This window comes from Amycolatopsis sp. NPDC049159, assembly GCF_040648295.1.
GTDB lineage: Bacteria > Actinomycetota > Actinomycetes > Mycobacteriales > Pseudonocardiaceae > Amycolatopsis > Amycolatopsis pretoriensis_A.
Genome location: NZ_JBEZDL010000012.1, coordinates 48,287 through 61,989, shown reverse-complemented (window position 1 = coordinate 61,989; position 13,703 = coordinate 48,287). Strand labels below are relative to the sequence as shown.

Genomic DNA, 13,703 nt, shown 5'->3' with positions numbered 1-13,703 from the left:
CATGCCGGATGTCGCCCCCAAGCTGCGCGAGGTCTTCGTCGAGGCGCTCGACCTCGAAGGCACCGTGGACGTCGAGAACCTGAAGTACCGCGACATCGAGGCGTGGGACTCGGTCGGTCACATGGCGCTGGTCGCGGCCATCGAGGACGAGTTCGACGTCGAGTTCGACACCGACCAGGTCATCGACATGTCGAGCTTCAAGGTCGCCGTGGACATGGTCACCGAGCTCCAGTCGAAGAATGACTGATCTTTCCGGTCGCGTCGCGCTCGTCACCGGCGGGACGCGGGGGATCGGCCTGGCCACCGCCCGCGCGCTCGCCGAGGCGGGCGCGACGGTGGTCCTGACCGGCCGCGACGAGGCCCGCGCCAAGGAGGCGGCCGCTTCGGTGGGCGCGGCCTCCGGGCTCGCCCTCGACGTCACCGACGCCAAAGCGGTGTCGTCGCTGGTCAGGGGCGTCGCGAAGGAGCACGGCAAGCTCGACGCCGTCGTCGCGAACGCCGGGATCATGGAAGACGCGCTCCTCGGCATGATCCGCGAGGAGCTGGTCGACGCGACGCTGAGCACGAACGTCGCCGGCACGCTGCACACCGTCCAGGCCGCGGCCCGGGCGATGATGCGGAAGAAGACCGGGTCGATCGTGGTGCTCGCGTCGATCGTCGGCGAGCAGGGGAGCGCCGGCCAGACGGTGTACGCGGCGTCGAAGGCGGCGGTGGCGAACATCGCGAAGTCGGCGGCGAAGGAGCTCGGCCGGTCCGGCATCCGCGTCAACGCGGTCGCGCCGGGCGTGATCGAAACCGACCTGACCGCGGGCCTGAGCGAGGACGCGAAGGCGGAAAACGCCGGCAAGACGCCGCTCGGGCGCCTCGGCCGCGCGGAAGAAGTGGCGAACGCGATCCGGTTCCTGGTGAGTGATGAAGCGTCCTTCATCACCGGTCAGGTGCTGGGCGTCGACGGAGGCTTGGTGTTGTGACGCTGTTGGGTGCGGGAGCCCGGCTGGTCGATGTGGCCGGGGGCCGCACGCTGGCGGGCGCGGAACTGTCGGCCGAGGTCGGCCAGCGGATGGACGAGCTGGCCGCGCTGCCGGTCGGCGTCGTCTTCGCGCGGATGTCGATCGACCTGCCCAGCGTGCTGACCTACCTCGCCGCGTTCGAATCCGGCCGGGCGATCGCGCTGATCGACCCGGCGCTGGACGTCGACGTGCTGGCCGGGCTGGTCTCGCGCTTCCGGCCGGCGGCGGTGCTGTCGGCCTCGGGCGACGCGCCCGACGGGTACTCGGTGCGCGGCGACGACTGGGTCCGCGACTCCGCCGACGGTGTCCGGCCGCACCCCGATCTCGCCGTCCTGCTGCCGACCAGCGGGTCCACCGGCAACCCGAAGCTCGTGCGGCTCTCGCGGCAGGCGATCCTGGCCAACGCCGACGCTATCGCGCAGGTGCTGCACATCGACTCCGACGAGGTCGCGCCCACCTGCCTGCCGCTGCACTACAGCTACGGCCTCTCGGTGCTGAACTCGCACCTGGTGCGCGACGCGACGATCGTCATCGAGCCCTCCGGCGTGCTCGGCCGCGGCTTCTGGGACGCGGTGAACACCTACGGCGTCACGTCGCTTTCGGGTGTCCCGTACCACTACGAAATGCTGCGGCGGCTCAAGTTCGACCCCGCGAAGTACCCGACGCTGCGCACGCTGACGCAGGCCGGCGGGAAGCTGCGCGACGAGCTGATCACCGAGTTCAACGAGAAGATGCTCGCCGTCGGTGGCCGGATGTACGTCATGTACGGCCAGACCGAGGCCTCGCCGCGGATGACGACCGTGCCCGCGGAACGGCTGGCCGAAAAGCTCGGTTCCGCCGGGCCGGCGCTGCCCGGCGGGAAGTTCGCGGTCCGCCGGGACGACGGGTCGGAGACCACGCACCCGAAAATTGTCGGTGAGGTCGTCTACCGTGGGCCCAATGTGATGCTGGGTTACGCGGACGACGAGTCCGGCCTGGCCAAGGGCGACGAATTCGGCGGTGTGCTCGCCACCGGTGACCTCGGGTACCTCGACGAAGAGGGGTACCTGTTCATCACCGGCCGGCTCAAGCGCATCGGCAAGGTGTTCGGCAACCGCGTCAGCCTCGACGACCTCGAGCAAGCCGTGCGCACGGCGGCGGTCGGGATCGACGTGGTGGCGGCGGTGCCCGCCGGCGACAAGGTGGTGCTGTTCGCCGAGGGCGTCGACTCCGACATCTGCAAGGACGCGTCACGGGCGCTGTCCGAGCGGCTGCACCTGCACACGAGCGGGTTCGACGTGCGCCCGATCGACACCGTGCCGCTACTGGCCAGCGGCAAGATCGACTACCGGACCTTGGAGGGGCGGGTATGAGTGTGTTCACTCGGTCGCAGGCCGACCGGGAAGCCTTGCTGCTGCCCGAGCTCACTGCGCTCACCGCACACCACCGGGCGAACTCCGAAGGCTACGAACGGATCCTGTCGTCGCTGGGAATCGCGCCGGACGCTGCTTTCGCGTCGATCGCGGACCTGCCGTGGCTGCCGGTGCGGATGTTCAAGACGCACGACCTCAAGTCCGTGCCGGACAGCGAGGTCTTCAAGACGCTGACGTCGTCGGGCACCACCGGCGCCGGCGCTTCGCGGATCTACCTGGACAAGGAGGCGGCGGGCGCGCAGACCAAGCAGCTCGGCGCGACCCTGCAGGAGGTCCTCGGCGGCGAGCGGCTGCCGATGCTGATGGTCGACACCATCGGCATCATCAAGAACCGCCGCTCGTTCTCCGCGCGCGGCGCGGGCGTGCTGGGCATGGCGAACTTCGGCCGCAAGCACACGTACGTGCTCGACGAGAACGACCAGCCGGACGTCGAGGCGGTCAAGAAGTTCCTGGCCGAGTACGGCGACAAGCCCTTCCTGATCTTCGGCTTCACGTTCATGGTGTGGCAGTTCCTCTACGAGGTCGCCCGCGACCACGGCCTGGACCTGTCGAACGGCATCCTCATCCACTCCGGTGGCTGGAAGAAGCTGATCGACCGCGCGGTCGACAACACCGAGTTCCGGCGCCGGTTCAAGGAAGACACCGGATTGACGCGGATCCACAACTACTACGGGATGATCGAGCAGATCGGCACCGTGTTCCTCGAAGGCCCGTCCGGCAACTCGCTGTACTGCCCGGACTTCGCCGACGTCGTGATCCGGAACCCGGAGACGTGGGAAGAGCAGCCGGTCGGGGAGCCGGGCGTGATCGAGGTCGTCTCGACGCTGCCGCGGTCGTACCCGGGGCACGTGCTGCTGACCGAGGACCTCGGCGTCTACAACGGGATCGACGACGGCGACTGGCCCGGCAAGCACTTCTCCGTGCTGGGCCGGCTGCCCAAGGCCGAGGCCCGCGGCTGTTCGGACACCTTCTCGGGAGCGGCGGCGTGACCACCCTGACCCAGCGTTTTCCCGCTGCTCCTTCCGTTTCCGCGACCGACCTGGTCGACGAGCTGCGCGCGTCGCCGCCCGGCGGCCGGCTGCGCGTCGGTGACCCGCGGATCGTCGAGTTCGTCACGAAGTTCGCCCGCAAGCTGCTGGCCCCGGCCACCGCGCGCCGGTTCCCGGAGCTGGCGTCGCTCGGCTTCTTCCTGCGCAAGGGCGAAATCGCGAAGGCGCTGTCCACACTGGACACTTCGGGCCACGCGCTGCGGTTCCCGCGCGGCTTGGTGTTCCACGTGCCGCCGGCCAACGTCGACACGATCTTCGTCTACTCGTGGGCGCTCTCGGCGCTGGCGGGCAACCACAACGTCGTGCGGGTCTCGTCCCGCTCGGCGGGTGCCGCGGAGGCGGTGCTGGACGCGCTGAACGCGGCGTTGTCCGAAGTGGACCCGTCGGTGGCGGACGTGGTCCGGGCGACCCAGCGGATGGTGACCTACGACCGCAGCGACGAGGTGAGCGGCGCCCTGTCGCTGGCCGCCGACCTGCGCGTCATCTGGGGCGGCGACGGCTCGGTCGCGGCCCTGCGCAAGTACCCGCTCGCGCCCCACGCGCGTGACCTGACGTTCCCGGACCGCTCGTCGTTCGCCGTCGCGTCGGTGGCGGGCTGGCAGCGGGCGTCCGAAGCGGAGCGCCGCGCGGCCGCCGAGGGCTTCTACAACGACTCGTACTGGTTCGACCAGGCCGCCTGCTCGTCACCGCGCGCGGTGTTCTGGGTCGGCGACGAGGCCGGTGCCCGGGCCGCGGGGAGCGAGTTCCGGACGCTGCTGGCCGCGGTGCTGGAGACGAAGCAGCACGTCACCGAGCCGGCGATGGCTGTCCAGAAGCGCGTCTCGGCGTACGGCGCGGCGGTCGACGGCGTGGTCAAGGAGATCGCGTTCCAGGGCAACGGCCTGGCGACCCTCGAGCTGGCCGACCCGGCGGTGCTGCCGCGCGAGTGGCTCGGCGCGGGCACCTTCGCGAACGCGCGGGTGTCCACTTTGTCCGACCTGGTGCCGATCGTCCTCCGCAAGGACCAGACGGTCAGCCAATTCGGCTTCAGCGCCGAGGAGCTCACGGCGTTCGCGCACGAGCTGGCCGGCCGCGGAGTCGACCGGATCGTGCCGTTCGGCAGCGCCCTGACGTTCTCGGCGGTCTGGGACGGTTACGATCTGCTCTCCGAGTTCAGCCGCCTGGTCACGGTCCAGGCCTGAGGAGTTGCGTCGATGACGACCGTTGAGGACCTGCCGGCCGCCGGCAAGCCGCCGAAGTCCGCTAAGGCGAAGGTCCTCGACGTCGTCAGATGGGTCGCGATCCTGCTGGTCATCGGCTTCGCGGCCAAGCAGCTCGCCTCGAACTGGGGCGAGTTCTGGCACACCCTGCACGACGTCGCCTGGCAGTCGTCGCTGCTGAGCCTGCTCGCCCTGGTCGCGGCGATCATGGTGTCGACCTGGGGCTGGCAGGCGATGGTCGACGACCTGGGCAAGCCGATCGGCTACGCCCGCGGCGCCCAGATCTGCCTGGTCGGCTCGCTGGGCAAGTACGTCCCGGGCTCGGTCTGGGCGTACCTGCTGCAGATGGAGCTGGGCCGCAAGGCCGGCCTGGCGCGCGCCCGGATCTTCACGGGCTCGCTGATCCAGCTGGGCGTCGGCGTGGTGTCGGCGCTGGTGGTGTCGCTCCTGGCGGCGCCGGCGGTGTTCAGCAACAGCCCGCGCGCGCTGTGGCTGTTCGTGCTGATCCCGGTCGGCCTGGCGATGCTGCACCCGAAGATCCTCACGTGGGGCACGTCGCTGGTGCTCCGCATCCTCCGCCGTCCCCCGTTGGCCCACCCCCTGGGCTGGAAGGTGGTCGGCAAGGTCTTCGGCGCCTCGACGGCCGCCTGGTGCCTCCAGGGCATCCACCTGTGGCTCCTGGCCAACTCGGTGGGCACCCCGGGCTTCAGCGGCTTCGTCCTCTGCGTGGGCGCGATGGCCGTGGCGATGACGGTGGGCACGTTCGCGTTCATCCTCCCCAGCGGAGTGGGCGTCCGCGAGGTGGCCCAGGTAGCGGTCCTGACGGCAAGCGGCCTGACGGTCGGCCAGGCCACGGCGTTCGCGGTGGCCTCCCGGGTGATGTTCACGGTGGCCGACCTCCTGACGGCGGGCATCGCCGCGGTAGCGGCCCGCTCGACCCGCCCGGCGACGGCCACCGCCTGACCAGGGCCCCCACCCCCGGACCCGCCCGGCCGCGGCCCGCACCACCCCGCCTGGCCTCCCCGCGGCGCTGCCGCTGCCGGCCTGGCCTGGGTTGCCCACAGGTTGTCCACAGGGCTTACGCACATGTGGACAACTCGGCCCGCATCACCCCACGAGCCGGTAGATCACCGCGTCCGGGTTGTGGAAAGCCTCCTTCAGGAACGGCTCGCCCGCCAATCCGATCAGCCCGGCCTGATAAGGCTTTCCGGGCTCGGTCGAGGGTTTGCCGAGAATCACCCAATGGATGTTCAACCGCCGGACCGCGGCCCGCACGCCGGGGTCGCTCTCGTAATCGCGAAAGCGGTCCGCGAGCAACCGCGCGTCCGCCGGTGGCAAAGTTTCGTCGAAATGCCCGGCGACCGTGCGAATACCCGACAACGCATAAGTCCACGCTGTTCCGTCGAAGCGGTCGTTCATCGCCCATTCACCGGGCGCGGCCAGTTCGCCGAGCTTCTCCATCGCGGCCACCTCGCCGGGCGTCGTGCGCAGCTTCGCCGGGTCCGCCGCCTGGTAACCGGTGTACACGCGGGCGCCGTTGGAGCGGACGTACAGCCCGTTCGACAGCCCCGCGAACCCGAGCAGCACCACCACCGCCACGGCGGCCGCCGGGATCCGGGCGGGCAGCCGGTCGCGCAGCCACGCCTGCGTCGACGCCAGACCGTGCGCGGCCAGCACGGACAAGGGGATCGCCGCCATCGAGAAGAAGCGGTACGGGTCGTCCCACCAGGGCCGGGACAGGGCCATCACGATCGGGGCGTTCGACGACGCCACCGCGATGTACGCCAGGCCCGTCACCGCCGCCGTCAGGCCGATCCAGCGCAGCGCGCCCGCCCGCGCGAAGAACACGATCCCCAGGAACAGCGCCACCGACAGCCACACCTGCGGGTGCGGCTCGAAGTGCTGGAACCCCAGCAGCGCCCCCAGCGCCGTCGACGCGCGGTACTCGCTCGGCCAGCCGTAGTACGGCACCGCGCCCCTCGCCAGGCCCAGCGCGCCGGACAGCTGCAGCCACGCCACCACCAGCGACACCAGCGCGATCGGCAGCAGCGCGAGCAGGTCGCGGCCGATCCGGCGCCACCCCGTGAGCCAGCGCTGCACCAGCAGCGGCCCGGCGAACAGGATCCCGCCGAACAGCGTCGACGAGTGGACGCACAGCAGGCCCACCGCGGCCAGCACCAGCACGAACCCCGTGTCGAGCGCGGCCCGCTCCAGGTACCGGTGCAGCGCCACCGCGCCCAGCGGCGTCAGCGCCACCCCCAGCGCGAACGGCAGCAGCGGGCCGCGGTCCATCGACTCGTAGACGCCCATCACCGGCGCCACCGCCGTCAGCGCCACCGCGCCGGCCAGCACCGCGCGGCCGTGGAACTGCCGCACCAGCGTCACCAGCGACAGTGCGAGCAGGCCCGGCAGCAGCACGGTGTTCGCGTCCAGCGTCTCCGGGATCGACGCCCCGCTCAGCCGGTGGGTCACCGACGCCAGCAGGTGGTAGGCGTTCGGGTAGAACACCGGCGCCGCGTCGCCGTACCAGTTCACGTGGCCGGTGCCGAACAGGCCGCCGTCGCCGGTGTCGGCGATGTAGCGGACCGCGTTGCCGTGGTAGACCGCGTCGAACCCCTGCGGCAGCGCGCCCAGCGCGCCCATCCCGAGCAATGCGGCGGACAGGCCGGTGGCGGCCGCGACGAGCAGGCACGCCACGACCGCGAAGTGCCCGCTGCGCGCCCACAGGCCGGGCTCGGGCTCCGGCGGCCGGCGCTGCACCGCCAGCTTCCTGATCCCGAACGCGACCGCGGCGAAAACGACGGTGGAAAGCGCGTAGGTCAACGGGTCGAAGGGCAATCCCAGCGCCGCGGTCCAGGGTCCGGTCAGCCCGCCGATCGCGTAGCTCAGCAAGGGCGCCAGCCCGGCCAGGATCCAGCCGCGCAAACCGACGGCGAGACCGATCACCAGTCCCGGGACGGCGATGACGACAATGGCGGTACTGACGGAAAGCACGCGTGAGAGTAAGCCGCCGAAGATCGGGCGGCGGGCGCGGGGTGAGGCCGCTGATCAGCCAATTTCACGACGTTACTTGGACTGTCGTGATCGCCACTCGATCGGGTTATATTGGCGGAGGTAATTTCCTGATTGACTAACGCGCAGTAAGCGATCTTCGGTTTTTTCGGGTGCACGGGACAACTCGGGGAAAACGCGGAGACGACGTGAGGGGGACGGGTGGTCTACGCGGTCGTGGTGGCGTGGCTTGTCCTCGCCGCGATCGTGGTCCTCTCCTGGACCCGCCTCGACGCCGAGCGCGGCTGGCGCGGCACGGTCCTCGCGCTCACCCTCGGGCTCTCGCTGCTGCACCAGCTGCTGTTCGCGACCGTCACCGAGGACGCGCTGGTGTCCTTCCGGTACGCGCAGAACATCGCCGACGGCAACGGCCCCGTCTTCAACCCCGGCGAACGCGTCGAGGGCTACACGAACTTCTTCTGGCTGGTGCTGATCGCCCTGCCGCGCGCGGCGTTCGGCGCGGACGTCCACACCGCCGCCGTCGTGTTCGGGGTCGTCTCGGCGCTCGGCTGCGTGCTGCTCGCGTACTTCCTGGTCAACCGGATCGTCGCCGCGGCCACGCCGGCGGGCACCGAGCCGCGCGCCGCGCTCGGCGTCGCCGCCGCGGTGCTCACGGCGAGCGCGGGCGGCCTGGCCGTCTACGGGCCGTCCGGCTCCGAGGTCCCGCTGTTCGTGCTGATCGTCCTCGCCGTCGGCTACTCGCTCGCCGCTCGCCGCCCGGTCGTGGCCGGGGTGCTGGTCGCGTTCGCCGTGATGACCAGCCCGGAAGGCCTCGTCGTGGCCGTGCTGGCCGGGCTCTGGCTGGCCGGTGCCGCCGCGAAGAAGCAGCACAGCTGGTGGGCGCCGGCCGGCTACCTGCTCGGCGCGCTGGTGTTCCTCATCCCGCGGCTGGCCTGGCGGATGACGTTCTACCAGCACTACCTGCCCGCGCCGCTGGCCGCGAAGCTCGGTGCCGGGTTCGACGCGACGGTCGGCACCGGCTGGCCGTACCTGTCCGGGTTCGCGCTGGCCCACCAGGGCTTCCTGCTGCTCGGGCTGGTCGCCGCGGTCGCGCTCCTGCTGCGGCGCGGCTCGGCCGGCGAGGCGCGGGCCCTGATCTGGCTCCTGTTCGCGACGGCGCTCGCGCTCGCGGCCGCGGCGGTGCTGATCGGCGGGGACCCCGGCCCGTCGTGGCGGCTGCTCGCCCCGGTGCCACCGCTGCTCGCTGTCGCGTCCGTCGCCACCTACGGCGTGCTCACCGCGGACGTCGAGGCCAGGCCGGCGCCGTCGCCGAAGTCGTGGCCCGTCGCGACCCGGCTGGTCCCGGTGACCGCGTGCGGGCTGGCCGGGATCGCGGTACTTGTGTCCGTGTTCAGCCCCGAAATGCTCGACCGCGTGCGCGACTGGCGCGCGAACGGCACCCAGCTCGCCGAGATCGGCGGCTGGCTCGGCGAGTACCTGCCGCCCGGGTCCGTGGTCAGCGGCGCCGCGCCCGGCGCGCTCGCCGAACACGGCAGCCAGCTGCTCATCATCGACGTCCTCGGCCGCACCGACGACCACATCGCCCGCGAAGGGCGCCACGAAGACGGCGTCTCGACCGACTACGACTACGTCGTCAACGGCCGCCGCCCGACCGTCGCCGTGCCGGTCGACGGCGGCTACGCCGACCGCCAGCACTGCGCCATCGACCCGGTCTACGCGGGTCAGTACCAGGTCGCGACGTTCCGCCGCGTCGGCACGCCGTACTGGGTCGCCGTGTACCCGCGCGCCGAACAGGCGAAGTCCGTGGTCGCCGACCTCGACAAGGGCCCGGACTTCCGCTACGTACCCTGTCCTACGTGAAGCTCGAGGCCCCGGAGCGGCGGCTGCCCGCCGAAGCGCGGCTCGGGGCCGGGGTGTTCGGCGCGTCGCTCGCCCTGTTCGTGCTGCGGTTCCTGGTGCCGAGGCCGATCGCGATGTCCAACAACGGCGACGGCGGCCGCGTGCTCTGCGGCGCCGGGATCACCTGGAAGGGCCTGCCCGAGCCGTTCGTCCACCTCGCCTACCCGCCCGCGCCGGGGACGCCGCCGTGCCGGCCGACGTACCTGCTGACGCAGAGCTGGCTCGCGGAGCTGGCCGTCCGGATCGGCCGGCTGACCGGCCTGCACGGGACGCTGAGCCTGGTCGTGCTGGGCCTGCTGAGCAGCGTCATCGCCGCGGCCGCCGTGACCGCGATCGTGCTCGGCCTGCCCTACGCCCGGCGCGTCCGGCTGTTCGTGGCGGCCGCGCTCCTGCTGGTCGTCGCCGACTCGGCGTTCTTCGGGTACTTCGCCGCGATCCTCGGTGAGGGCGCGGCCTTCCTCGGCCTGCTGCTCGCCGTCGGCGGTCTCCTGCTGACCGCGCGCGAAGGCTGGTGGAGCTACGCGGGCATGGCGGTCACGTTCGCCGGCGGCGTCCTGGCGGTCAACGCCAAGGTGCAGACGCTGATCATCCTGCCGATCCTCGCGCTCGCGGTGCTGCTGGTCCGGCCGGGGACGCTGCGCGGGGCCAAGCGGTGGGCGGCCGCCGTGCTCGTCATCGGCGCCGTCGGCGTCGTGACGCTCTCGGCGCAGCGGAGCGTCGAACCCGCGCTCGCCCCCGACGGCACGTACACCGAGTTCCCCGGGGACGATTCGCGCGAGATCAACATGTTCAACTCGATCTTCCTCAACATCGTCGACGGCGAACACGACACCCAGGCCGACCTGGCCGCGCTCGGCCTGCCGCCGTCGTTCGCGCAGTACGCGGGCAACGGCTGGTGGCACCCGCACCCGGCCCGGATCGACCCGCTCTACCCGCGCTACCGCGAGCTGATGAGCCGGCCGAACGTCCTCGGCTACTTCGCGAGCCACCCGGGCCGGACCCTCGAAGTCCTGAACCGGGCCGCGACCGACCAGCTGACCGCCCGGCCGGACTACCTCGGCAGCTTCGACCAGGACGCCGGCTTCGCGCCGCACGCGCAGGAGCACCGGGTGCCGGTCGTGTCGTGGCTGACCGGCCTGCTCGCCCCGCTCGGGCTGTTCGCGCTGGCGCCGATCTGGCTGTTCGTGCTGCTCCGGGCCTGGTTCCACCGACGAAGTCCGCTCGGTGTGGTGCTGGCTTTCCTGCTCGCCGTGTCGCTGACGCAGTTCGGGACCGCGGCGCTGGGCGACGGAATCGAAGGCGTCAAGCACCAGTCGGTCGCGCTGTTCACGCTCCTGCTGGCCGTGGTACTGGCCGTGTGTCCTTCACCGCTGAACAGCCGCGCGTAACCTACGGTCGCGTAACCTGGCGCGATGGCCGACTTCGTGTACCCGCCCGTGATCGCCGCGGCCCGGACGATGTTCCGCGTGCTCGACAACCGCATCCGGGTCGAGGGCGCGGAGCACATCCCGCGCCGCGGCGGCGCGGTCATCGCGTGCAATCACGTCAGCTACCTGGACTTCATCTTCTGCGGCCTCGGCGCGCGCCCGGCCAAGCGGCTGACGCGGTTCATGGCGAAGAAGGAGATCTTCGACAACAAGATCGCCGGGCCGCTGATGCGCGGGATGCACCACATCTCGGTGGACCGCTCCGCCGGTCTCGCCTCCTACCGCGAGGCGCTCGAAAAGCTGCAGGCCGGCGAGGTCGTCGGCGTCTTCCCGGAGGCGACGATCAGCCGGTCGTTCACCGTCAAGGAGATCAAGTCGGGCGCCGTCCGGATGGCCGCGGCGGCGAACGTCCCGGTCGTCCCGATGGCGCTGTGGGGCACCCAGCGGCTCTGGACGAAGGGCCGCCCCAAGGACCTGACCCGGCGGCACGTGCCGGTCTCGATCCTCATCGGCGAGCCGATGCACCCGGCCAAGGGCGACGACTGGGACGTCGTCACGAAGGAGCTGCGCACCCGGATGAGCGCGCTGCTCGAACGGGCCCAGGCCGACTACCCGGACCAGCCCGCGTCCGACGAGGAACGCTGGTGGCTGCCCGCCCACCTGGGCGGCACGGCACCGACCCCGGCCGAAGCGGCCGAGCTCGACCGCCGCTGACACCGGACCCCCGCCAGACGGGTCAGAACCAGCGCTCGAGCACCTGCGCGACGCCGTCTTCGCCGGCCGGGCCGGTGACCTCGTCGGCCACCGCGAGCACCTGCGGGTGCCCGTTCTCCATCGCGACGCCGTGGCCGGCCCAGCGCAGCATCTCGACGTCGTTCGGCATGTCGCCGAACGCGATCACCCGCTCCGGGTCGACGTCCAGGCGGCGCGCGAGGTCGGCCAGCCCGGTCGCCTTCGTGATGCCGTGCGCCGACAGCTCGACCAGGCCGCCGGACGACGAGTACGTGACGTCGACCTCGCGGTCGAACAGCGCGTTCACCGCGTCGGCCATCTCCTCGGACGCCATCCCGCGGTGGCTGACCAGCAGCTTGATCGCCGGGTGCCCGAGCACCTCGGCCCGCGGCGCGGTCCGGCCCTCACCGTCGCCCCACGGGTTGTGGTAGTCCGGCTCGATCACGAAGTTGCGCATGTCGTGGTCGACGGCGCCGGTGGCGACGCGCTCGCTGGCCAGCCGGCAGCCGGGCAGCGCCTTGTCGAGGGCGTGCGCGATGTCGTGCAGCAGCGTGGGCGCGAGCAGGCCGTGCACCTCGAGGATCTCCTCGCGGCCGCAGTCGTAGAGCACGGCGCCGTTCGCGCACACGGCGTAGCCGGTCAGCTCGAGCGGTTTCGCGACCGGGGCGATCCACCGCGGCGGCCGGCCGCTGGCCAGCACGAACGGCACGCCCGCCTCGATCGCCCGCCGGACGGTCGCGATGGTGCGGGCGCTGAGCGTTTCGGAGGGGCCGAGCAGGGTGCCGTCGACGTCGGACGCGATCAACTGGGGTCTCTCCACCCCGCCATTGTCCCTGACACGTTCGGGTGGGGCCCCGCCCGTCCGTGCGACTGTCGGTGGTTACCGCTAGCCTCCGCCTTCCTCCCCACCACCACCCTCAACGGGGAAGCTTCGCTTCACTGTTACTTTCCGAACTGTGCGAGTAGGCATCGTCATTCTTCCGGAAGATCGTTGGTGGGCCGCCGAGCCGAAGTGGCGCGCGGCCGAGGAGTACGGCTTCGACCACGCGTGGACGTACGACCACCTGGGCTGGCGCAACCTGGTCGACGGCCCGTGGTTCGCCGCGGTCCCGACCCTGACCGCGGCGGCGATGGTGACGTCCCGCATCCGGCTCGGCACGTTCGTGGCGTCGCCGGTCGCCCGGCACCCCGTGCCGTTCACCCGCGAACTGATCACCCTCGACGACGTTTCCGACGGCCGGTTCGTCCTCGGCGTCGGCGCGGGCGTCGACCACCTGCACTACGACGGCGCGGTCCTCGGCGCCCCCGAGCTGACCACGAAGCAGCGTGCGGACCGCTTCACCGAGTTCGTCGAAGCGCTCGACGGGCTGCTCATGACCGACAAGTTCGACTTCGACGGCGAGTACTACCGCGCCCGCGAGGCCCGCAACCTGCCGGGCCCGGTCCAGCGCCCCCGCCTCCCGTTCGTGGTGGCGGCGAACGGCCCGCGCACGATGACGCTGGCGGCGCGCTTCGGCGCCGGCTGGGTGACGACGGGCAAGGGCGGCGCGACGGTCGACGAGTGGTGGGCGGGCATCAAGGAACTCACCGAGCTCTTCGACCGGCGCTTGGACGCGGTGGGCCGCGACCGGGCGAGCATCCAGCGGCACCTGAGCCTGGACTCGTCCCCGGTGTTCTCGCTGAGCAGCGCGGAGGCGTTCCGCGACGCGGTGGGCCGCGCGGGCGAGCTGGGCTTCACCGACGTGATCTCGCACTGGCCGCGCTCGTCGACCCCGTACGAGGGCCGCGAGGCCGTGCTGGAACAGGTGGCGAGCGACGTCCTGCCGGAGCTGCACTAGGCCGTCCGGGTGACTTCCGGGTGATCGGGAAACCGATTGCCGCCCCTCAGGCGTCCTTGTTTGCAGACGTCCGAGATCACCCCGGGGGTTCGGGGGCCCTCGTGGCCGCGGCTGGGGGGCCGCGG

Annotated in this window: 12 protein-coding genes; 10 read left to right on the top strand and 2 right to left on the bottom strand. The window is 71.6% G+C overall.

Annotation, left to right across the window (positions count from 1 at the left end; translation table 11 throughout):
- Position 1 precedes the first annotated feature (1 nt).
- From AB0B33_RS22735 to AB0B33_RS22710, 6 genes are read left to right on the top strand one after another with little or no spacing between them, the layout of a single operon-like run.
- Positions 2 to 247 (top strand): acyl carrier protein, encoded by a 246-nt coding sequence (locus tag AB0B33_RS22735; RefSeq protein WP_247015884.1) that lies wholly within the window; start codon positions 2 to 4, stop codon positions 245 to 247.
- Entirely contained in the window at positions 240 to 971 is a 732-nt protein-coding gene (locus AB0B33_RS22730) for a glucose 1-dehydrogenase (protein ID WP_360774961.1), read from the top strand. Before AB0B33_RS22735 ends, AB0B33_RS22730 begins: the two co-directional genes overlap by 8 nt.
- Positions 968 to 2,362, top strand: a complete 1,395-nt coding sequence (locus AB0B33_RS22725) for an AMP-binding protein (protein ID WP_360774958.1) — start codon at positions 968 to 970, stop codon at positions 2,360 to 2,362. Before AB0B33_RS22730 ends, AB0B33_RS22725 begins: the two co-directional genes overlap by 4 nt.
- Positions 2,359 to 3,411 (top strand): acyl-protein synthetase, encoded by a 1,053-nt coding sequence (locus AB0B33_RS22720; RefSeq protein WP_360774955.1) that lies wholly within the window; start codon positions 2,359 to 2,361, stop codon positions 3,409 to 3,411. The genes AB0B33_RS22725 and AB0B33_RS22720 overlap by 4 nt, the downstream gene beginning before the upstream one ends.
- Positions 3,408 to 4,652, top strand: coding sequence for an acyl-CoA reductase (locus AB0B33_RS22715; protein WP_247015876.1), 1,245 nt, complete (start codon positions 3,408 to 3,410; stop codon positions 4,650 to 4,652). Before AB0B33_RS22720 ends, AB0B33_RS22715 begins: the two co-directional genes overlap by 4 nt.
- A gap of 12 nt (positions 4,653 to 4,664) precedes the next feature.
- Entirely contained in the window at positions 4,665 to 5,633 is a 969-nt protein-coding gene (locus AB0B33_RS22710; protein ID WP_247015874.1) for a lysylphosphatidylglycerol synthase transmembrane domain-containing protein, read from the top strand.
- A gap of 144 nt (positions 5,634 to 5,777) precedes the next feature.
- On the opposite strand, the gene AB0B33_RS22705 is transcribed toward AB0B33_RS22710, so the two are convergent.
- Entirely contained in the window at positions 5,778 to 7,664 is a 1,887-nt protein-coding gene (locus AB0B33_RS22705) for a DUF6541 family protein (RefSeq protein WP_360774952.1), read from the bottom strand.
- Between the two features lie 219 nt (positions 7,665 to 7,883).
- Here AB0B33_RS22705 and AB0B33_RS22700 point away from each other — a divergent pair, with 219 nt between their 5' ends.
- From AB0B33_RS22700 to AB0B33_RS22690, 3 genes are read left to right on the top strand one after another with little or no spacing between them, the layout of a single operon-like run.
- Positions 7,884 to 9,542 carry a hypothetical protein gene (locus AB0B33_RS22700; RefSeq protein WP_360774949.1) on the top strand — a complete coding sequence of 553 codons (1,659 nt, stop codon included), beginning with the start codon at positions 7,884 to 7,886 and terminating at the stop codon, positions 9,540 to 9,542.
- Positions 9,539 to 10,969, top strand: coding sequence for a hypothetical protein (locus AB0B33_RS22695; protein ID WP_360774946.1), 1,431 nt, complete (start codon positions 9,539 to 9,541; stop codon positions 10,967 to 10,969). Before AB0B33_RS22700 ends, AB0B33_RS22695 begins: the two co-directional genes overlap by 4 nt.
- A 24-nt stretch (positions 10,970 to 10,993) precedes the next feature.
- On the top strand, positions 10,994 to 11,722 hold the full coding sequence (locus AB0B33_RS22690) for a lysophospholipid acyltransferase family protein (protein ID WP_247015867.1): 729 nt from the start codon (positions 10,994 to 10,996) through the stop codon (positions 11,720 to 11,722).
- Positions 11,723 to 11,744: 22 nt separating this feature from the next.
- On the opposite strand, the gene AB0B33_RS22685 is transcribed toward AB0B33_RS22690, so the two are convergent.
- Positions 11,745 to 12,545: an HAD family hydrolase gene (locus AB0B33_RS22685; RefSeq protein WP_247025408.1), complete on the bottom strand. Its 801-nt coding sequence runs from the start codon at positions 12,543 to 12,545 to the stop codon at positions 11,745 to 11,747.
- 151 nt (positions 12,546 to 12,696) lie between these two features.
- On the opposite strand from AB0B33_RS22685, the gene AB0B33_RS22680 reads away from it, so the two are divergent.
- Complete coding sequence (locus tag AB0B33_RS22680; RefSeq protein WP_360774943.1) at positions 12,697 to 13,578, top strand: LLM class flavin-dependent oxidoreductase; 882 nt, start codon at positions 12,697 to 12,699, stop codon at positions 13,576 to 13,578.
- Positions 13,579 to 13,703: the final 125 nt, after the last annotated feature.